Below are 19,635 nucleotides of genomic sequence, written 5' to 3'. Positions count from 1 at the left end.
CGGTCGCCGGCCGCCGGCCGCCGGTGGGGGCGGTCGGGCCCGCCTCGTCCCCGCCCCGGTCGGCCGCACCGCCGCCGACCGCGCCGGAGCCGGCCGTGCACGCCCCGTGGAACCCCGGCACCGGCAACCCCGGCCAGCTCGCCGGGCACGTCGCGGCGGGCGCCCCGCGCCTGACCGGCGACCAGTCGCGCCGCCTCGACGACCCGCGCCGCCCGCACGGCTGACACGACGCACGCCCACTGCGCCGGCCGTCACGACGCCGGCCGGGCAGCCGTCACGACGTCCACTGGCGCAGGCCCTCACGACACCGACCGACAGCCGGCACGACCGACACCGCGCCGACGGGCCGGCCGACACCGCGCCGACCCCCGAAGCGCCCCCCGGCACCCGCCCGCGCCCGTCCGGCCGGGACTGGCGCCCGCGACGTTCTACGTATAACCTCTCGCGCGACCACCCGCACCGAAAGGCCACGATGAGACGCGTCGCCCTGGTCACCCTCGTCGTCGACGACTACGACGAGGCGATCCGCTTCTACACCGAGGCCCTCGGGTTCCGGCTCACCGAGGACAGTCCGCGCCCCGACGGCTCCCGCTGGGTCGTCGTCGAACCCGGCACCGGATCCGGCGGGACCGGCCTGCTGCTCGCCCGTGCCAGGGACGAGGCACAGCGCGCCCGGATCGGCGACCAGACCGGCGGGCGCGTCGGCTTCTTCCTGCACACCGACGACTTCGCCCGCGACCACGCCCGGATGCTCGCGGCGGGCGTCGCCTTCCTGGAGGAGCCGCGGCACGAGCCGTACGGCTCGGTCGCCGTCTTCCAGGACCTGTACGGCAACCGCTGGGACCTGCTCCAGCCCACCGCCCCCGCCGCCCCCGCCGCCCCCGCGGCCCCCGCCACCCACTGACCGTCCGCACCACCCGCCGAGGAAGCCCCGCCCATGACCGCGCCGCGCATCGACGCCGACACCCTCCGCCGCCTGCCCAAGGCCGTCCTGCACGACCACCTCGACGGCGGCCTGCGCCCCGCCACCGTGGTCGAACTCGCTGCCGACACCGGCCACACCCTGCCCACCACCGACCCGGACGAACTCGCCGCCTGGTTCGTCGAGGCCGCCGGCTCCGGCGACCTGGTGCGCTACATAGCCACCTTCGAGCACACCCTCGCCGTGCTGCAGACCCGCGAGGGCCTGCTGCGCGCCGCCGAGGAGTACGTCCTCGACCTCGCCGCCGACGGCGTCGTCTACGGCGAGGTGCGCTACGCCCCGGAGTTGATGGTCAGGCGCGGGCTGACGCTGCCGGAGGTCGTCGAGACCGTCCAGGAGGGGCTCGCGGCCGGCATGGCGAAGGCGGCCGCGGCCGGCACGCCGGTGCTCGTGCGCACGCTGCTGTGCGGGATGCGCATGTTCGACCGCACCCGCGAGACCGCCGACCTCGCGGTCGCCTTCCGGGACGCCGGCGTCGTCGGCTTCGACATCGCCGGCGCCGAGGACGGCTTCCCGCCCGCCGACCACCTCGACGCCTTCGAGCACCTGCGCCGCGAGAGCGTCCCCTTCACCATCCACGCCGGCGAGGCCTACGGCCTGCCCAGCGTCCACCAGGCCGTACAGGTGTGCGGCGCCCAGCGCATCGGCCACGGCGTGCGCATCACCGAGGACATCCCGGATCTCGCGGCCGGCAAGCTCGGCCGTCTCGCCGGCTGGGTCCGCGACCGCCGGATCGCCCTGGAGATGTGCCCGACCTCCAACCTCCAGACGGGCGCGGCCACCTCGATCGCCGGGCACCCGATCACCGCGCTGAAGGACCTCGGCTTCCGCGTCACCCTCAACACCGACAACCGTCTGGTGTCCGGCACGACCATGACCCGCGAGATGTCCCTGCTCGTCGAGCAGGCCGGCTGGACGGTGCGGGACCTGCGCACGGTCACGCTGAACGCCCTCAAGAGCGCCTTCATCCCGTTCGACGAGCGCAACGCCCTGATCGAGGACGTCGTCCTGCCGGGCTACGCGGCGGTGCTCCCCAGCAGCCCGCGCACGTAAGCGGCCTGCCCGACGTGCTGCAGGTCGTCCGACAGCACGCTGACCAGCCGCACGCCCAGGCTGACCGGCGGGTCCCAGCGTTCGTCCACGATCCGCTCCAGGTCCTTGGCGGCGAGGGAGCGCAGGGCCTGGAGGGTCTGCTCGTGCACCGCGTCGTAGTACCCGGTCAGCAGGTCGCCGGAGTCGACCCGCACCTTGGCGACCTTCGCCGGGCTGTGTCCGTAGCCGGTGTCGTGGCGGGGCAGGTCGAGCCCGAAGCGTCCCTGCCAGTCCCGCGCCGACCAGGCCTGGTCGAGACCGAAGGCGTCGGCGACGTGGTCGTCCTGGACGCGGGTGAGGTGCCACACCAGCCAGGTGATCGAGTTGGCGTCGCCGGAGGGGCGGGCGTTGAGGGCGTCGGGACCGAGGCCCTCGACGACGGCGTGGACTTCTTCCCGGATGCGGCCGTACCCGTCGATGAGGATGTCTTTGGCATGCATACCTCCCACCATCCCCCCGCCGCCGCCTACGCGCCCCCCGATTCCAGCAGCGCCATCAGCGCGCGGGCCGCGGGGCTGGTGGCCTGCGGGGGCGGCAGCAGGGCGGCGCTCTCGTACACCGGCTCGCCGCCGTCCTTCAGATCCAGGGCGGTCAGCGACGCCCGCTTGTACCGGAAGTGACGCGGTACGACGGCGACACCGAGGTTCTCGCCGACCAGGTCCAGCAGGCTGTGCACATCGTTGACCTCCAGCGACACCGTGCGCCGCACCCCCGCCCTGGCGAAGGCGGCGTCGGTGGCGCGGCGGGGCCCGAAGTCCGGCTGGAAGTCGACGAAGACCTCGTCGGCGAGGTCGGCCGGGGCGACGGTGGCGCCGGCGACGGAGAGCGGGTGCGAGGCGTGGCACAGCACCGTCATCGGCTCGCTCGTCAGCGACACCGACCTGAGCTGATCGCTGTCCGCCTGGGTGCGGTAGGCGAACGCCAGGTCCAGCCGGCCCGCCGCGACCTCCTCCGCCAGCGCGCCCGCCCCCGCCTGCCGCAGCCGTATCTCCACGTCCGGGTGGCGTCGCCGGAACGCGGCGAGCAGCCCCGCGACGTGCAACCCGGCGATGCACTGCTCGGTGCCCAGCGACAGCGTCCCTCGCAGCACGCCCTGCACGGCCGCGACCGCCTCGTGCGCCGCCCGCACCTGCGCCAGGATCCGCTCCGCCTCGCCCAGCAGTGCCCGCCCCGCCTGGGTGAGGGTCACCCGCCGCGTCGTCCGGACGAACAGCGGCGTCTGCAACTCCCGCTCCAGCGCCCGTATCGACGCCGACAGGCCCGACTGGGACACCATCAGCCGTTCGGCGGCCCGGGTGAAGTGCTGGTCCTCGGCGACCGCGACGAAGTGCTGGAGGTGACGCAGTTCCATCGGGCCTTCTCTCGTGTCGAACGTCCGCCCATGGTAGGCAGCGGACGTCCGGCCGGACCCTCACGCCCGTGGCCGCCGGGCGCGATTCAGAAGCCGCCCCGCTGAATCCCATCTGACTTGCCTGTTGGACCGCTGGCCCCGGACCACGACAGAGTGGGACCGGTTCCCCGGAACCGGTCATCCCGTGTGCCAACCCCATGGAGTCGCGTTGTACACCGCACACCCCGACCGCTACGCGCAGATGCCCTACCGGCGCACCGGACGCAGCGGCCTGAAGCTCCCCGCGCTCTCGCTCGGCCTGTGGCACAACTTCGGCCCCGACCGCCCGGTCGAGACCCAGCGTGCCATCCTGCGCCGCGCCTTCGACCTCGGCGTCACCCACTTCGACCTGGCGAACAACTACGGGCCGCCGCCGGGCGCGGCCGAGTCCGCGCTCGGCGAGGCGCTGAAGGCGGACTTCGCCGGCCACCGGGACGAGCTGGTGATCTCCACCAAGGCCGGCTATCTGATGTGGCCCGGCCCGTACGGCGAGTGGGGCTCCCGCAAGTACCTGCTGTCCTCGCTCGACCGGAGCCTGCAGCGGATGGGCCTGGACCACGTCGACATCTTCTACTCGCACCGCCCCGACCCGGACACTCCCCTGGAGGAGACGATGGGCGCCCTGCACTCGGCGGTGCAGCAGGGCAAGGCGCTGTACGTCGGCGTCTCCAACTACTCGGCGGAGCAGACCCGTGAGGCCGCCCGCATCCTGGGCGAGCTGGGCACCCCGCTCCTGATCCACCAGCCGCGCTACTCGATGCTGGACCGGCGGCCCGAGGACGAGGGCCTGCTGGACGCGCTGGACGAACTCCAGGTCGGCTCGATCGTCTTCTCCCCGCTGGAGCAGGGCCTGCTCACCTCGCGCTACCTCGACGGCATCCCCGAGGACTCCCGGGCGGCGAGCGACAGCCCCTTCCTGAACGCGGACGCGGTCACCGGCGAACTGGTCGGCAAGCTCCGCGCCCTCGACGAGATCGCCAAGTCCCGCGGCCAGTCCCTGGCGCAGCTCGCCCTGGCCTGGGTCCTGCGCGGCGGCCGGGTGACCTCCGCCCTCGTCGGCGCGAGCAGCCCGCGGCAGATCGAGGACAATGTCGCGACCATCGCCAACCTGGACTTCGACCAGGACGAACTGGCCCGCATCGACGCGATCGTGAAGGGCTGAGCCGCGGGGGTGCCGTCCCCGTTCGGTCCTGCCGGCGTGGCCTGATCCGTCCGCCGCTCCCGGTGGGCGCCCGCTCGGCGGAGCGTGCGCGCCGGGAGCGGCGGACGGCGTCGCCGGGGCGGCCCCTCAGGCGCCGGTGGGCACCCGGTCGAGAAAGCCCAGCACGTCACGGATGCGGTCGTCGGCGTCCAGGGTGACGACGTCGGATCCGGCGACCGGTGCGGAGCCGTCCGCCTCGCTCACCAGTTCCCAGGCGAAGCGCGCCGTGTCGTGGTGGCCGTCCACCGAGCCCGTCAGCCGGAAGACGAAGCCCGGGAACTGCTCGTGCGCCGCCGCGATCACGGCCGCGATCTGCTCGTGGCCGCCGACGTCGGCCAGCGGGTCGGTGTAGGTGCCCTCCGCGGACCAGGCGGCGGCGACCGCCTTCGCCCGCGCCTCCGGCTCATGCGCGTTCCAGGCCTCGAAGTAGCGGGCGACGGCGTTCTCGTAACGGTCGGTGTTCGCGGACATGGCTGATCGCCTCCATCAGAACGGTGGTCGTTGCTCGGAATCCCGGATCCCGCCTCGCGGTGACCCGGTACCGCAACCATGCCCGCGGGCGGCCGGCACCGTCGATTACCCCTCGGGTAATGGCCCGCACCCCCGGCCGCCCCTCGGCCGCTCCGCCACCGACGGGCCGCCCGCAGGATTTCGGCCAACAGGCGCGGTGAATATGCCAAGAGACTGGCCAAAAAGTCGTGGTGACAGTGTTCCGACAGTGGACATACTCGACTGTGAGCGACTTCACAGAGCGAAGCCCTGATCACTTACCGCACACGACCCGCACCGAAAGCGAGGCCGGCCGGCAGGCGAACGCCGCGACGGGGGAGCGACCGTGCACGACGAATTCCTGTGCCATGTCACCGCGTACGGCACCTGCGGAGGGCGGCGCATCGGAGTACCCCTCGGCACCTACCGGGCCCCCACCCTCGCCCTCGCCCTGTGGTGGCTGCGCGACCGCGCCAACTGGATCGCCGACCGACTCGACCCGCTGCCCGAGGCCGGACACTTCCCGTCCGGCTCGCTCGTCCCGGTCGCGGACACCGTGCTCGACGTGCCGACCGTACTGCGCGCCTGGTGCGGCGATCCGGACCGGCAGGAACTCGTCGCCGACGAACTGGCCATGGGCCGGCTGGTGCGGATCGCCGTCAGCGACGACACCACCGAGTACGAACTGCTCGCGGAGTCCGTCGACGCGCTGCGCATGCAGCGGATCGTTCCGGCGCTGGTCATGCCCGTCGGCTGAGACCGCCCGGACCCGGCGCGCCGGGCGCCCGCCCGGCCGGTCACGACGACCGCGCCCGCACCGGTCCCGCGGACCGGGACAGACTCCGCGGCGGCGGACCCGGGCCGCGGCCACCGCGCCGGACGCGATCCGCTCGGCGACATCGGCCTCACCCCGGCCGGGACGGCCGACACCCTCGCGGTGCGCGCTCGGCGCGAGGGCCGACACCGTCGGAACGGCCCCCGGACCGCGCCCGGCGGACTGACCGGCGACCCGGATCCCGGCCCGCCCACGCTCGCGCCCGGCACGCCATGCCCGCCGGGACGGCGCCGACCCCGCCCCGGCGCCGACCCGGCCGGGCCGGGGCCTCCCGGGCGCGGGCGTGGTCGCGGGCGTGAGCGCGGGCGCGGGCGTGGGTCCGGGCGGCGCGCGGTGCCACTCACGGGCGGCGGGCCCGGGGCTCCTTCCCGGCACAGGCCGCCGGTACGGCGGATCCGTCCCGTGCGCGCTCCGTGCCGGGCGTCATCCTTCCCGCTGCCCGTCCGCCGTACCCCGTCGCCGCACCGCCCGGGCCGACAGCGCGCCGAGCAGGCCGGCCGCCGCCCCCCACAGCACGGCGAGGCCGAGCGCCCGCCACAGCAGCGGTTCCAGGAACAGGCGGCCGGACAGGATCCCGCCCAGGTCGCCGATGCCGAGCACGGACAGGCCGTAGTACGCGGAGATCCGGCCCGTGAGGCAGATCGTCAGCACGGTCAGCGCGAGCGCCACCGCCATGCGCAGGACGTGCTGCCAGGCCCGCGTCCGAGCGGGCGAGCGCGCGGCCATCAAGAAGGCCGCGGCCGGAATCAGCACCGCGTCCACCGCCACCAGCCACCACACCCGGCCGTCGTACTCGGCGAGGGTGCGCAGATCGAGCGTGGAGACGTCCGGGGTGCGCAGCACCTCGTCGAGCACGTGCGGCATGGGCAGCCCGAACGGGCCCTCCACCCGGCCCCGCCAGGCCGCGCCGAGCCCCAGGGTGAGCGCGAGCCAGGCCAGATTGGGCAGGCCGAGCAGGATCACCGCGAGAGTCTGCCGGGCGTGGCCGCGCGTCGCCGCGACGACCAGGCCGACGACGACACCGAGGGCGACGTAGGCCAGCAGCAGGGCGACCATGGCGTACGCGGCCGGCCGCACCGATTCCTGGAAGCGCAGCAGCCGGCCCGACAGCGGCGCCCCGCGCGTGACCAGCAGCGCCAGCACCAGCACACCGGCCAGCCACAGCGATCCGACGGCGAGCGTCCGGGCCACGGCCGCGGTGAAGCCGACCTTCGGCGACACGCCGAACAGGCCGCCGATCTGGTCGAGCGTCTCGTCGCCGAGGGACAGCGCGAAGGTGTGGCGGGCGCCGAGAGCGAGGCCGAGCAGCGCGAGCAGCCACAGCACGGCGATCCGGGCGGCCCAGCCGGCCGCCTCCGCACCCGCGGCCACCGCCCGGTGCCGCAGCGGCCGCAGGAACCCGGCGGCGAGGACGAGGGCCCCGGTGAGCGTGACCGACAGCGGCATCACGGTCAGCGCGGCCTCGGTGCCGGCCAGCGCACCGGCGTTGCCCGACAACTCGATCGTGCCGCCGACGGCCGTGACCACCGTCGCCGCGACCACCCGGGGAAACGCGCCGTCGGGCAGATCGCCCGCCCCGGCCGCCCACAGTCCCAGGGCGGCGACCGCGCCCATGGCGGCCACCGCGGCCACCACCGCGAGGAGCGCCTGCGGCCAGCCGTGCCGGGCCGCGGCCCGGTCGGAGGGGGTACGCGGACTCACCCTGCCACGCTAGGCAGCCGCACCGCGGCCCGCCCGCCGGGAAGGGCCGTCCGCGTCGGCCCGCGCCGCGCTCCGGCCGCCTCTTCGCCCTGGCCGCTTCCCGGTCGGGCTCGGCGCCCGTGTCCGCGTTCCGTCTCCGCGTTCCGTGTCCGCGTACAGTGCACCGCAGGCGCCGGGCACCGCGTCGGCCGGGTGCCCTTTCCGGGCGGGACAGGGGGACTGTGCGGCCCGGGGCGGGGTACGAGCAGTGGTGCAGCAGACGTCCGGCCAGTCCGGCTTCGAGAGAGAAACGCATGATCGACCAAGTGGGCGGGGCAGTGGTTCCGACAGGTTTCGACGTGCCCGTGGAACCGCTTCGGCGGGCGGCGCACTACAGCGGTGAACCGGGGTGCATCGCCGAGGCGCGGTCCTTCGCCGCGCACTTCGTCGCCCGGCTGAGAACCGAATGGTGCGCCGAGATCGGCAGCCGCGGCGAGGACGAGATCCTGCTGGTCGTGAGCGAGCTGGTCACCAACGCCGACCGGCACAGCAACGGGCCGTACATCCTGGAGCTGGAGGGCACGGACGCCACCGTCACCGTGCGGGTCTACGACAGCAGCGCCGCCCTGCCGCGCCGGTTCCCCCGTGACCCGCAGCGCGTCGGCCGGCACGGCCTGGAGATCGTGTACGTCGTCGCCGAGCGGGTCACCGTCGAGCGGGTTCCGGTGGGCAAGCGGGTGTGCGCCGTCGTGCGCCTGCGCGGCGACTGACCGCGAAACCGCGAGGGCCGCGCGGCCTCACGCGCAGCCGAGTTCGCCCAGCATGCCCTCGCGCAGCCGCGCGATGATCCGCTTGATCAGGCGGGACACGTGCATCTGGGAGCAGCCCAGCCGCTCGCCGATCTCCGCCTGGGTGGCCTCCTCCACGAACCGCATGTGCAGGATCTGCCGGTCCCGTTCGCCCAGCTCGGCCATGAGCGGAGCGAGCGATTGGAAGTCCTCGACGAGCCGCAGTCCGTCCTCCTCCACGCCGATGAAGTCGGCCAGGACCGCCTCGCCGCCCTCCGGTCCGTCGCCGGTGAGCGCGGCGTCCAGCGACGCGGAGTTGTACCCGTTGGAGGCGATCTGGGCCTCGACGACCTCGCGCTCGGAGATGTTCATGAGGGTGGCCAGCTCCGCGACGGCCGGCTCCCGGTCGAGCCGGCTGGCGAGTTCCTCGCGGGCCTTGGCCAGCTCCACCCGCAGCTCCTGCAGCCGCCGCGGCACGTGAACGGCCCACGTGGTGTCACGGAAGAAGCGCTTGATCTCGCCGACGATGTACGGCAGCGCGAAGGAGGTGAACTCGACCTCGCGCGAGAGTTCGAACCGGTCGATCGCCTTGATGAGGCCGATCATCCCGGTCTGGACGATGTCCTCCATGTCGTCGCCGCGCCCGCGGAAACGTCCGGCGGCGAACCGCACCAGCGACATGTTCATCTCGATGAGGGTGTTGCGCGCGTACTGGTACTCGTGCGTGCCCTCCTCGAGTTCCGTCAGGCGCCGGAAGAACTGGCGGGACAGCTCCCGTGCGTCGCGCGGGGCGACGGCCCGCGGATCCGTGATGCCCGGCAGTGCCTCGTCGCCCGAGCCGGCCGCGGCGGTCCTGGTCGCGGCCCCGGCCTTCGTCCGATTCACGGCGGTTCTCATTCCCTCTCCCACGAAAGTCACGGTCCGACGTCCTGTGCTGTCTGGCTCCGGTCCTTCCCGGTTGCGCGTACCCCGTGCATGACGGACCATGCCCGCCGTGTACCGCGGCGGCGGAAAACCGGCGCCGCCACCGGCCTCTCGGGCACCCCGCGCCGGCCCTGCGCTTCTCGCAGGGCGGAACGCCGGACCCTTCCCACGGCAGCCGGCGTTCCTAGGCTGGGCAGGTGAGCAACCAGAGGCCGAACGAAGCCCGTGTCATCCCGCTGCGTCCGTCGCGTCCATCCCGTCCGTCGAGTCCCTCGCGCCCGCTGCATTCGTCGAATTCAGCATATTCAGCACATTCATCGTATTCGTCGTATTCTTCGCGTCCGTCGGCTCCGCGGCCCGCGGACGCTCCCGACGGGGCCCGGAAGGGGGAGCGGCCCCAGGAGCCGCTCTGGCGCGACCTGGTCGGGGACGTCCTGCGCCGGGAGCGGCTCGCGCAGGAACGCACGCTCAAGGATGTCGCCGACGCCGCCCGCATCTCCATGCCCTACCTCTCGGAGGTCGAGCGGGGCCGCAAGGAGGCCTCCTCGGAGGTCCTCGCGGCCGCCGCCCGCGCCCTCGGCCTGGGCCTCGGCGACCTGCTGTCGCTGGCGCAGGGAGAACTCACCCGACAGCGGCACAGCGGCCCGAGGGCGTCGACGACGCCGTACGACGGGCTGTGCCTGGCCGCCTGAGCGGCGGACCGGTCACACCGTGCCGAGCCGCCGGCCGAGCACCTCGTCGGCCAGGCCGTAGGCCACCGCCTCCCGCGCGGTGAACACCTTGTCGCGGTCCATGTCCGCGCGCAGTGTCGCGATGTCGTGGCGGGTGTGGAGCGACAGCACCTCCTCGACCTGCGCGCGGATGCGGACCATCTCCTTGGCCTGGAGGGCGAGGTCGGAGACCGTGCCCTGCCGTCCCCCGCTGGCCGGCTGCCCGAGCAGCACGCGGGAGTGCTCCAGCACGAACCGCCGCCCGGGATCCCCGCCGGCCAGCAGGACGGCCGCGGTGGAGGCAGCCTGCCCTACGCAGAACGTCGAGATCGGCGCCTGCACGAACCTCATCGTGTCGTAGATCGCCATCAGCGAGGTGAACGATCCGCCGGGGGAGTTGAGGTAGATCGCGATCTCGCTGTCCGGCGCCGCCGACTCCAGATGGAGCAACTGCGCGATGACGACGTTGGCGACGCCGTCGTCGATCTCGGTGCCGAGGAAGATGATCCGCTCCGACAGCAGCCGGCTGAACACGTCGTAGGACCGCTCGCCCTGCGGGGTGCGCTCGACGACGTTCGGAATCGTGTAACTCCCCATGGTCACAGCCCCGTCCGTCGCCTCGTCGCGGCCGGGCGGACGTCCGCGAGGGAATCCACCACCCGGTCGACCATGCCGTACTCCCTGGCCTCCTCGGCCGTGAACCAGCGGTCGCGGTCGCCGTCCCGGGAGATGGTCTCCGGGCTCTGGCCGGTGTGCTCGGCGGTGATCCGCTCGATGGTCCGCTTGGTGAACTCCAGGTTCTCCGCCTGGATCTCGATGTCCGCGGTGGTGCCGCCGATGCCCGCGGACGGCTGGTGCATCATGATCCGCGCGTTCGGCAGCGCGTACCGCTTGCCGGCCGCGCCGACGCTGAGCAGGAACTGCCCCATGCTGGCGGCGAACCCCATCGCGAGGGTGGAGACGTCGTTCGGGATCAGCCGCATCGTGTCGTAGATGGCCAGGCCCGCGTGCACCGACCCGCCGGGGCTGTTGACGTACAGGCCGATGTCGGTGCGCGGGTCCTCAGCCGACAGCAGGAGCAGCTGGGCGCAGACCCGGTTCGCGGAGACCTCGTCGACCTGGGTGCCGAGGAACACGATGCGCTGTGCGAGGAGTCGGGCGGCGAGGTGGTCGTCGAAACGCGTGGGCGGGGTGTCGCCGTCCTCGGCCCGGGGCAGCAGGGCCGGACCCGGGCCGCCGGTGAGTGGAGACATGGGCGCTCCTTGTCGAGTCGTGGTGCGGCCGGTGACGCCGCGCCCTCCACTCTCCGCCCGGACGCCCGTCACCTGCGGATTTCTCTGCCCGCAGCAGATTCGCCGCGGGCGAAGCCGTCGCTCGGGTGCGTCCGTCGGGCCTGTCGGCCGGGTCCGTCGTGAGGGGTCGTCAGACCAGTCCCTTCCGGCGCAACTGCCGGAAGAACGCCCGCACGTCCGCGACCAGCAGGTCCGGCTCCTCCATCGCCGCGAAGTGCCCGCCCCGGTCGAACTCCGTCCACCGCACGAGGTTCTCGGTGCGCTCCGCCTTGTGCCGCAGCGGGATCTGCGGCTCGCCCGGGAAGAGGGCCAGTGCCGTCGGCACGGTGGAGGGCTCGGCGGGCCGGGCGGCGCGGCCCGTGGCGTGCGCGCGCTCGTAGTAGATGCGGGCCGCGGAACCGGCGGTCCCGGTCAGCCAGTACAGCATCACGTCGGTCAGCATCCGGTCCCGGTCCACCGCTTCCTCGGGCCACCGCTCCGAGTCCGTCCACTCCCAGAACTTCTCGACGATCCAGGCGAGTTGTCCGGCCGGCGAGTCGGTGAGCGCGTACGCCAGGGTCTGCGGCCGGGTCGACTGCAGGACCGCGTACCCGGTGCCCTCGCGCGACCACTCGCTCCACCGGCGCCACGACAGCAGCGTCCGCTCCCGCTCCTCGGCGTCGAGCGCGTCCAGTTCCTCCGGCGTCGGCTCCGTCGTCTGCTGGGCGCCCGGCAGCAGGTTGAGGTGCACGCCGGTCACCCGCTCCGGGTGGGCCCGGCCCAGCTCCCGCGAGATGGCCGCGCCCCAGTCGCCGCCCTGCGCGCCGAACCGCTCGTAGCCCAGCCGCCGCATCAGCTCGGCCCACGCGTCGGCGACCCGGCCCGCCTCCCAGCCGGTGTCGGCCGGCGGCCCGGACAGCCCGAAGCCCGGAATGCTCGGTACGACGACGTGGAACGCGTCCGCCGGGTCGCCGCCGTGCGCGGCGGGGTCGGCGAGCGGTCCGACGACGTCCAGGAACTCCACGATCGAGCCCGGCCAGCCGTGCGTGACGATCAGCGGGGTGGCGTTCGGCTCGGGGGAGCGGACGTGGGCGAAGTGGACGGTGGAGCCGTCGATCGTGGTCGTGAACTGCGGCCACTCGTTCAGCCGCGCCTCGGCGGCCCGCCAGTCGTAGCCGTGCCGCCAGTGGTGCAGCAGTTCGTCGAGGTAGTCCGCCGGCACGCCGTACGCCCATCCGGTGCCGGGCAGGGCGTCCGGCCGGCGGGTACGGTCCAGGCGTCGGTGGAGATCGTCGAGGTCGCTCTGCGGGACGTCGAGACGGAACGGACGGATACTGTCGGCAGGTGCGGACGTCATGCCGGAAGCGTAAGCACTCCGCTCGGGTGCCCGGTCGTGGATCGAACGCCGCGTGGATCGTCTGCCGCGCCGTCGCGGCTGGTCGCGCAGTTCCCCGCGCCCCTTCGGGGTGCTGCCGAAGCGCCGCGGATCTCGCCCGGCTCGCTCGGGACGCCGCCGCACCGATGAGTTTCGTGGCGGGGGCCGGTCGATACGGATGGATGACAGAGTTCCACGCTCCAGGAGGTAGCCATGACCACCGAGGGTTTCGTCACCTGTCTCTGGTTCGACGGCCAGGCGGAGGAGGCCGCGCACTACTACGTCTCGATCTTCAAGAACTCCCGCATCGAGCGCGTCAGCCACTACTCCGAGGCGGGACCGGGCCCGGCCGGCTCGGTCATGACCGTGGAGTTCACGGCCAACGGCCAGAAGTTCGTCGCGCTGAACGGCGGCCCGGAGTTCACGTTCAACGAGTCGGTCTCGTTCCAGATCTTCTGCGACGGCCAGGAGGAGGTCGACCACTACTGGAGCAAGCTCACCGAGGGCGGCGGCGAGCCCGGCCCGTGCGGCTGGCTGAAGGACAGGTACGGCCTGTCCTGGCAGGTCGTGCCGACCGGGCTCGTCGAGATGGTGAGCGACCCGGACCCGGAGAAGGCCGCCCGCACGACCGAGGCGTTCATGTCGATGAGCAAGTTCGACGTCGCCGCCCTGGAGAAGGCGCACGCGGGCGAATGACCGTGGCCGGCCGGCCGGTCACCCGGCCGGCCGGGCAGGGCAGGGACGGGTGAGTCGGGGCGGTCGTGCGCTCCGGAGCATTCAGGACAGGTCGTTCAGCAGGACCGCCGCCCCGTCGAACCGCCCGGCCTTCAGGTCCCGCAGCGCCTCGTCGGCCTTCGACAGCGGATACGTGTGCGTCGTGGCGCGCACCCCGTGCCGGGCGGCTCCGGCCAGGAACTCGCGGCCGTCCTCGCGGGTGTTGCAGGTGACGCTGCGCACCTGCTTCTCGTAGAACAGCTCGGTCTCGTAGTGCAGCGGCGGGGTGTCGCTGAGGTGGATGCCGGCGACGGCCAGGGTGCCGCCGCGGTCGAGGGCGCGCAGCGCGACCGGGACCAGGTCGCCCACCGGGGCGAACAGGATCGCGCTGTCCAGCGGCTCGGGCGGCATCTCGTACGCGTCCCGCGCGGACGCGGCGCCCAGATCCAGCGCCAGCCGCCGGGCGGCCGCCCCGCGGGTGAGGACGTGCACGGTGGCGCCCTCGGCGAGCGCCAGCTGCGCGGTCAGATGGGCGCTGCCGCCGAACCCGTACAGGCCGAGGCGCCCGCCCGGCGGCAGCGCGGCCCGGCGCAGCGCGCGGTAGCCGATGATGCCGGCGCACAGCAGCGGCGCGGCGGCCACGTCGTCGAGCGTGCCGGGCAGGCGGTAGGCGAAGGCGGCCGGGACGGTCGTGTACTCGGCGTAGCCGCCGTCGGCGTCCCAACCGGTGTACCGCGACGCCGGGCACAGGTTCTCCGCCCCGCGCGCGCAGTACCCGCAGGTGCCGTCCGTCCGCCGCAGCCACGCCACGCCCACCCGGTCGCCGGCGGCGAAGTCCTCCACCGCGGCCCCGGTCCCGGCCACCACGCCGACGACCTCGTGCCCCGGCGTCACGCCCGCCCGGCGCACCGCCAGGTCGCCCTCCGCGACGTGCAGGTCGGTGCGGCACACCCCGCACGCGCGCACCCGCACCAGCAGTTCGTCGTCCGCGGGCACCGGGACCGGCTTCTCGACCAGCCGCAGGCCCCCCGACTCCACCGGCCCGGGCGTGACCACCGACCACGCGCGCATCGTCCCGTCCGCCATGTCCGCACCTCGTCCCGTCGAAGACCGGCCCCGGCCGTCCGGCTCCCTTCCAGTCTGGAGGGGGCCGAACCGTTCGGCGCGCGTTCCGGTGCGGGGATGGCTAGCGTGAGTGGACGGACCGACCGCCGATTCGGGAGAGGGCCACGATCATGGCCGTACGACCTGAGGGAACCCCCTGCTGGGCCGATGCGATGTTCGGCGACATCGAGGGCGCGAAGCGCTTCTACGGCGACGTCCTCGGCTGGACCTTCGGCGAGACGTTGTCGGAGTACGGCAACTACACCCAGGCCTACGCGGACGGCAAGGCGGTGGCCGCCGTCGTCCCGCCGATGCCCGGACAGGACGGCCAGTCGCAGTGGTGCCTGTACTTCGCGTCGCGGGACGCGGCCGCGACCGCCGCGCGCATCCGCGACAACGGCGGCGAGATCCTGGCGGAGCCGATGCGGGTCGGCGACTTCGGCACCATGTGCCTGGCCCGCGAGCCCGGCGGCGCGGTGTTCGGCGTCTGGCAGCCGGGCGTCCACGAGGGCTTCGAGGCGACGGCCGTGCCGGGCGCCTACGGCTGGGCCGAGGTGTTCACCCGGGCCCCCGACCGCACGGACGCGTTCTTCACGGCGCTCTTCTCCTACCAGGCCCGGCAGATGGAGGACGACGCGGTCGACTTCCGCCTGTTCGACCTCGGCGGCGACACCGTGCTGGGCCGGATGAGGATGACGGACGACTTCCCGCCCGAGGTGCCGTCCTACATCAACGTCTACTTCGTCGTCCCCGACTGCGACGCCGCCGTCGCCAGGGCGACCGAGCTCGGCGGCGTGCTGCGGTTCGGGCCGATGGACAGCCCCTACGGCCGGTTCGCGGCGCTCGGCGACCCGCAGGGCGCGCAGTTCTCGGTGATCGACGTCACGCGGGCCGAGGGCGAACCGCCCCGGCTGAAGGACGTCTCCTGAGGTCCTTCCCGGGGCGCCCCGGGGCCGGTCGAGGGCCGGGTGCGGCCGTGGCATGATCGAGGTCATGCGTGAACGTGTGGTGGCCGCGTGCGACGGGGCTTCGAAGGGAAATCCGGGTCCGGCGGGCTGGGCGTGGGTGGTCTCCGACGACGGGGGGACCCCGGTGCGCTGGGAGGCGGGCCCGCTGGGCAGGGCCACCAACAACGTCGCCGAACTCACCGCCCTGGAACGGCTGCTGGCGGCGACCGACCCGGGTGTCGAGCTCGAGGTGCGGATGGACTCGCAGTACGCGATGAAGGCCGTCACCACCTGGCTGCCCGGCTGGAAGCGCAACGGCTGGAAGACGGCCGCCGGGAAGCCGGTCGCCAACCAGGACCTGGTCGTGCGCATCGACGAACTGCTCGACGGCCGTTCGGTGGACTTCCGTTACGTGCCCGCCCACCAGGTCGACGGCGATCCGCTCAACGACTTCGCGGACCGCGCCGCGAGCCAGGCGGCGACCGCGCAGGCGGCGGCGGGCAGCGCGCTCGGCTCGCCCGTGCCGCCGCCCTCGTCCGGCGCCCCGCAGCCCAAGGCCCCGCGCCGCCGGCCCGCGGCCGCCAAGCGGAGCGGGGGTGCCTCGTCGCGCACCATCAAGGCGAAGTTCCCCGGCCGCTGCCCGTGCGGCCGCTCCTACGCGGCCGGCGAGTCCATCGCCAAGAACCCCCAGGGCTGGGGCCACCCGGAATGCCGCACGGCGGAGGCCGGCTGAGTACCGCGACGGTGCGCGCGGTGCCGTGGTGCACGCGGTGCACGCGCACGCGGTGCCCGTGGTGCCCGCCGGTACGATCCACCGCCGGCGTCGGCCGGCCGGCCGCGGCCACGACCGCGGCCGGGACCCGCCGCCCGGTCCAGGCCGTCGTCCCGTCCGTCGCCCCGTCCGTCGTCCCGGCCAGGACCGGGCTCCCGGCGAGAAGCCCCACCCCGGGCCGCACGCCGCACCGCGGGCCGCGCGCTCGTCCGCCGGTGGCGCTGGAGGCCGTTGCCGCGGGAGTTCTCAGGCGTCCCTACCTTGTTGATCGGGATGAGCGAGCCATTCGTAGGGTTGGCTCACCCAGGGGTGCCGGGTGTGGCTTTCAGGCGTCTGCCGAGACCGACAAGCTCATCGAGGGCCGGTTTCGCCGCCACCGCAACGCGGAGGTGATCACGAGCATGCCCGGCATCGGTGTCCTGCTGGGCGCAGAGTTCCTGGCCGCCACCGGCGGAGACATGGGCGCCTTCGCCAGCGCGGACCGGCTGGCCTCCTTCGCCGGTGTCTCCCCGGTGCCCCGTGACTCCGGGAAGGTGAGCGGCAACCTGCACCGTCCCACCCGCTACAGCCGGCGTCTTCAACGCGTCTTCTGCACCTCCGCGTTGATCAGCATCCGCTGCTGCAACGAGTCCCGCCGCTTCTACGATCGCAAGCGTGCCGAAGGCAAACGACACAGCCGGGCCGTCATGGCACTCGCGCGCCGCAGGGTCAACGTCCTGTGGGCCCTTCTTCGTGACGGACGGTGCTACGGCCCCATACCCACCGTCACGTCGGCCGCTTGACATCTCCCTTAGGAATCGGTGAAGACCTTCCCCGGATTGAGGATGCCGGCCGGGTCCCACACCTGCTTGATGCCCCGGTGCAGTTCCAGCACGGCCGGGCCGAGCTCCCTGGTCAGACCGCGCATCTTCAGCAGGCCCACACCGTGCTCGCCGGTCACCGTACCGCCCAGTTCGAGGGCCTGGTCGACGACCTCTTCCAGCACCTCCCTGCCCCGGGCCAGCTCACGCTCGTCGCCGCGCGGCACGACCAGCATGGGATGCAGATTGCCGTCCCCGGCGTGGGCGAGTCCGGCGATCCGGACGCCGTGCCGCTCGGCGGTGCGCTCGATGCGGGCCAGCATGTCGGCGACGAGGGTGCGCGGGACGCAGATGTCCTCGCTGAGCACCATGCCCAGACGCTCCAGCGCGGGGTACACCAGGCGGCGGGCGGCGAACAGGGCGTCCGCCTCGGCCGGGTCGGCGGAGCGGGCACTCCAGGCGGCGCCGGCGGCCTCGAAGCAGGCCAGCACCGTGTCGGCCTCCTCGGCGCCGGCCGCTCCGGGGGCGTCGCACCGAGCGAGCAGCAGCACGTTGCCGCCGTCCGTGAGACCCATGTTCTTCCACTCGTCGACGGCGCGCAGGCAGTAGCGGTCGACGAGTTCGAGGGCACTGGGCACCACGCCGGAGGCCACCACGTGGGCGACGGCCCGGCCCGCGCTCGGCAGATCGTCGAAGAACCCCACCACCGCGTGCTCCTGGGCACGCTCGCCGCGCAGCCGGAGGGTGACCTCGGTGACCAGCCCCAAGGTGCCCTCCGAACCCACCAACAGTCCGGCCAGTTCGAAGCCGGCCGAGCTCTTGGCGGTCCGGCGGCCCAGCCGGACCACCTCGCCACGGCCGGTGACCGCCTCCACCCCCAGCACGTAGTCCCGGGTCACCCCGTACTTCACACAGCACACCCCGCCCGCGTTGGTGGCGACGTTCCCGCCGATGGTCGACCACGGGGCGCTGGCCGGGTCCGGCGGGTACCACAGGCCCTTGGCGGCGCAGGCCGCCCGGAGATCGTCGTTCACGACACCGGGCTGCACCACGGCGAGGCGCTCGTCCGGGTCGATGCGCAGGATGCGGTTCATCCCGGCGAAGGAGACCACCACGCAGCCGGCGGTCGCGTTGGCGCCGCCGGACAGGCCGGTTCCCGCGCCGCGGGCCACCACGGGCACGCCGCGTTCGGCGCAGTACGCCACGACGGCCGCGACCTCGGCCGTGTCGCGGGGCTGTACCACGGCCGCCGGCAGGGCGTAGGGCGCGCCGGCGGCCTCGTCGTGCGCGAAGGCGGCAAGCCGTGCCGGGTCGTCGATCACCCGTCCGGCCGGCAGGAGCGCTGCGAGAGCAGTGGGTTTCATGGTCACCTCATGGAGAGTCGCAACCGGCGCGGGAGGGGGTCAATTGGCCCTTGGTACACGCCTCGCCGGGGGTGTACCAAGGGCCAATTGCCCGCCTGTCCGGCCATCGGCAAGCCTGATGCCAGTCCAGGTCAGGCCGTGTGAGCGGCCATGAGGAGGGTGATTCGATGGCGGCGGTACTCATGGGAATCGGGGGCTTCCTCCCGCCCAAGGCGGTCACGAACGACGACCTCGCGCGCACACTGGACACCACCGACGACTGGATCCGCACCAGGACCGGGATCCGGGAGCGCCGGGTGGTCGCCGACGGTCTGTCGACGGGGGACCTGGCCGTGGAGGCCGGCACCCGGGCCCTGCGCTCGGCGGGGGTGAGCGCCGTGGACGCCGTGGTCGTGGCGACCACCTCGCCCGAGCGGCTCTGCCCGGCGGTGGCACCGGAGGTCGCCTCCCGGCTGGGCCTGGACACCGTCGCGGCGTTCGACCTGACCTCGGCGTGCAGCGGGTTCCTGTACGGGCTCGCCACCGCGGGCGGTCTCATCGCGTCCGGCACCGCCGAAACCGTCCTGTTCATCGGGGCGGAGGCGTTCACCACGCTCGTGAACCAGCGGGACCGGACCACCGCGCCGATCTTCGGCGACGGAGCCGGCGCGGTGGTGCTGCGCCGCGGCGAGGCGGACGAGCCCGGCGCGCTGGGGGCGTTCGACCTGGGCAGCGACGGGGCGCTCGCCGACCTGCTCGCCATCCCGGCCGGCGGCGCGCGGCAGCGTTCCGCCGAAGGCGGGCTCGGGCACGGCACGGTGCCGACCGACGACTGGTACCTGCGGATGCAGGGCCGTCCGCTCTACACGCAGGCCGTCGAGCGGATGACGCAGTCGGCGCGGACCGCCCTCAAACGCGCCGCCTGGGCGGTGGCGGACGTCGACTGGTTCGCCGGTCACCAGGCCAACATCCGCATCGTGCAGGCGGTCGCGGAGGAAATGGGCGTGCCCGACGAGCGGGTCGCGGTCAACATCGACCAGGTCGGCAACACGCTGGCCGCGTCGGTGCCGCTGCTGCTGAACGACTACGCCGCCCGCGGCGACCTGCGCGCCGGGCAGCGCGTCCTGCTGTCCGCGTTCGGCGCCGGCCTGTCCTGGGGCTCGGCCACCCTGACCTGGCCCGACATCAAGGCCGAACCCGTCGGCTGACGGGCATCCC

General features: G+C 73.7%; 21 protein-coding genes and 1 pseudogene. 12 read left to right on the top strand and 10 right to left on the bottom strand.

Translation table 11 applies throughout. The features are described 5' to 3' along the window. The first annotated feature begins 95 nt into the window (after positions 1-95). From VKA29_RS20045 to VKA29_RS20035, 3 genes are all read left to right on the top strand, one after another. Positions 96-224, top strand: a complete 129-nt coding sequence (locus VKA29_RS20045; RefSeq protein WP_324787246.1) for a hypothetical protein — start codon at positions 96-98, stop codon at positions 222-224. A 248-nt stretch (positions 225-472) separates the two neighbouring features. Beyond that, positions 473-904 carry a VOC family protein gene (locus VKA29_RS20040; protein WP_324787245.1) on the top strand — a complete coding sequence of 144 codons (432 nt, stop codon included), beginning with the start codon at positions 473-475 and terminating at the stop codon, positions 902-904. A gap of 33 nt (positions 905-937) precedes the next feature. Then, positions 938-2,035, top strand: coding sequence for an adenosine deaminase (locus tag VKA29_RS20035; RefSeq protein WP_324787244.1), 1,098 nt, complete (start codon positions 938-940; stop codon positions 2,033-2,035). On the opposite strand, the gene VKA29_RS20030 is transcribed toward VKA29_RS20035, so the two are convergent. Then, positions 1,999-2,514, bottom strand: a complete 516-nt coding sequence (locus tag VKA29_RS20030) for a mycothiol transferase (RefSeq protein WP_324787243.1) — start codon at positions 2,512-2,514, stop codon at positions 1,999-2,001. The genes VKA29_RS20035 and VKA29_RS20030 overlap by 37 nt on opposite strands. Positions 2,515-2,540: 26 nt before the next feature. Next, positions 2,541-3,425, bottom strand: a complete 885-nt coding sequence (locus VKA29_RS20025; protein WP_324787242.1) for a LysR substrate-binding domain-containing protein — start codon at positions 3,423-3,425, stop codon at positions 2,541-2,543. Between the two features lie 208 nt (positions 3,426-3,633). Here VKA29_RS20025 and mgrA point away from each other — a divergent pair, with 208 nt between their 5' ends. Further along, entirely contained in the window at positions 3,634-4,626 is a 993-nt protein-coding gene (gene mgrA, locus VKA29_RS20020; protein ID WP_324787241.1) for an L-glyceraldehyde 3-phosphate reductase, read from the top strand. Between the two features lie 126 nt (positions 4,627-4,752). Here mgrA and VKA29_RS20015 read toward each other — a convergent pair whose 3' ends face one another. Next, complete coding sequence (locus VKA29_RS20015) at positions 4,753-5,136, bottom strand: nuclear transport factor 2 family protein (RefSeq protein WP_324787240.1); 384 nt, start codon at positions 5,134-5,136, stop codon at positions 4,753-4,755. A gap of 364 nt (positions 5,137-5,500) precedes the next feature. Between VKA29_RS20015 and VKA29_RS20010 the strand changes: the two genes are divergently transcribed. Next, on the top strand, positions 5,501-5,911 hold the full coding sequence (locus VKA29_RS20010) for a hypothetical protein (RefSeq protein WP_324787239.1): 411 nt from the start codon (positions 5,501-5,503) through the stop codon (positions 5,909-5,911). 501 nt (positions 5,912-6,412) lie between these two features. Here VKA29_RS20010 and VKA29_RS20005 read toward each other — a convergent pair. Further along, positions 6,413-7,690 carry a streptophobe family protein gene (locus VKA29_RS20005; protein WP_324787238.1) on the bottom strand — a complete coding sequence of 426 codons (1,278 nt, stop codon included), beginning with the start codon at positions 7,688-7,690 and terminating at the stop codon, positions 6,413-6,415. Between the two features lie 293 nt (positions 7,691-7,983). Between VKA29_RS20005 and VKA29_RS20000 the strand changes: the two genes are divergently transcribed. Beyond that, entirely contained in the window at positions 7,984-8,439 is a 456-nt protein-coding gene (locus VKA29_RS20000; protein WP_324787237.1) for an ATP-binding protein, read from the top strand. Positions 8,440-8,466: 27 nt separating this feature from the next. Here the strand turns inward: VKA29_RS20000 and VKA29_RS19995 are convergent, their stop codons facing one another. Further along, positions 8,467-9,354 carry an RNA polymerase sigma factor SigF gene (locus tag VKA29_RS19995; protein WP_324787236.1) on the bottom strand — a complete coding sequence of 296 codons (888 nt, stop codon included), beginning with the start codon at positions 9,352-9,354 and terminating at the stop codon, positions 8,467-8,469. Positions 9,355-9,578: 224 nt separating this feature from the next. Here VKA29_RS19995 and VKA29_RS19990 point away from each other — a divergent pair, with 224 nt between their 5' ends. Beyond that, positions 9,579-10,073 (top strand): helix-turn-helix transcriptional regulator, encoded by a 495-nt coding sequence (locus tag VKA29_RS19990; RefSeq protein ID WP_324787235.1) that lies wholly within the window; start codon positions 9,579-9,581, stop codon positions 10,071-10,073. Positions 10,074-10,085: 12 nt separating this feature from the next. Here the strand turns inward: VKA29_RS19990 and VKA29_RS19985 are convergent, their stop codons facing one another. The 3 genes from VKA29_RS19985 to VKA29_RS19975 all read right to left on the bottom strand — a co-directional run bounded on the left by VKA29_RS19985 (position 10,086) and on the right by VKA29_RS19975 (position 12,719). Continuing rightward, complete coding sequence (locus tag VKA29_RS19985) at positions 10,086-10,688, bottom strand: ATP-dependent Clp protease proteolytic subunit (RefSeq protein ID WP_324787234.1); 603 nt, start codon at positions 10,686-10,688, stop codon at positions 10,086-10,088. Between the two features lie 2 nt (positions 10,689-10,690). Further along, complete coding sequence (locus tag VKA29_RS19980; protein ID WP_324787233.1) at positions 10,691-11,344, bottom strand: ATP-dependent Clp protease proteolytic subunit; 654 nt, start codon at positions 11,342-11,344, stop codon at positions 10,691-10,693. Between the two features lie 169 nt (positions 11,345-11,513). Beyond that, entirely contained in the window at positions 11,514-12,719 is a 1,206-nt protein-coding gene (locus tag VKA29_RS19975; protein ID WP_324787232.1) for an epoxide hydrolase, read from the bottom strand. A 231-nt stretch (positions 12,720-12,950) separates the two neighbouring features. On the opposite strand from VKA29_RS19975, the gene VKA29_RS19970 reads away from it, so the two are divergent. After that, a complete protein-coding gene (locus VKA29_RS19970; protein ID WP_324787231.1) occupies positions 12,951-13,433 on the top strand; it encodes a VOC family protein in 483 nt (160 codons plus the stop codon). 81 nt (positions 13,434-13,514) lie between these two features. Here VKA29_RS19970 and VKA29_RS19965 read toward each other — a convergent pair whose 3' ends face one another. Beyond that, complete coding sequence (locus VKA29_RS19965; protein WP_324787308.1) at positions 13,515-14,522, bottom strand: zinc-binding alcohol dehydrogenase family protein; 1,008 nt, start codon at positions 14,520-14,522, stop codon at positions 13,515-13,517. Positions 14,523-14,686: 164 nt separating this feature from the next. On the opposite strand from VKA29_RS19965, the gene VKA29_RS19960 reads away from it, so the two are divergent. The 3 genes and pseudogenes from VKA29_RS19960 to VKA29_RS19950 all read left to right on the top strand — a co-directional run. After that, positions 14,687-15,484 carry a VOC family protein gene (locus VKA29_RS19960; protein ID WP_324787230.1) on the top strand — a complete coding sequence of 266 codons (798 nt, stop codon included), beginning with the start codon at positions 14,687-14,689 and terminating at the stop codon, positions 15,482-15,484. Positions 15,485-15,536: 52 nt separating this feature from the next. Beyond that, positions 15,537-16,235, top strand: a complete 699-nt coding sequence (locus VKA29_RS19955; protein ID WP_324787229.1) for a ribonuclease H — start codon at positions 15,537-15,539, stop codon at positions 16,233-16,235. 377 nt (positions 16,236-16,612) lie between these two features. Further along, positions 16,613-17,056, top strand: a pseudogene (locus VKA29_RS19950) (transposase); the annotation flags it as partial. 8 nt (positions 17,057-17,064) lie between these two features. Here the strand turns inward: VKA29_RS19950 and VKA29_RS19945 are convergent. Beyond that, the gene (locus tag VKA29_RS19945; protein WP_324787228.1) at positions 17,065-18,438 is read right to left on the bottom strand and encodes an FAD-binding oxidoreductase; all 1,374 of its coding nucleotides are present in this window, start codon (positions 18,436-18,438) and stop codon (positions 17,065-17,067) included. Positions 18,439-18,605: 167 nt separating this feature from the next. Between VKA29_RS19945 and VKA29_RS19940 the strand changes: the two genes are divergently transcribed. Beyond that, positions 18,606-19,625: a beta-ketoacyl-ACP synthase III gene (locus VKA29_RS19940; RefSeq protein WP_324787227.1), complete on the top strand. Its 1,020-nt coding sequence runs from the start codon at positions 18,606-18,608 to the stop codon at positions 19,623-19,625. Positions 19,626-19,635: the final 10 nt, after the last annotated feature.

The organism is Streptomyces sp. H51 (assembly GCF_035656535.1).
Taxonomy (GTDB): domain Bacteria; phylum Actinomycetota; class Actinomycetes; order Streptomycetales; family Streptomycetaceae; genus Streptomyces.
The sequence above is the reverse complement of the archived record's forward strand: the minus strand, read 5'-3'. Positions and strand labels throughout refer to the sequence as shown.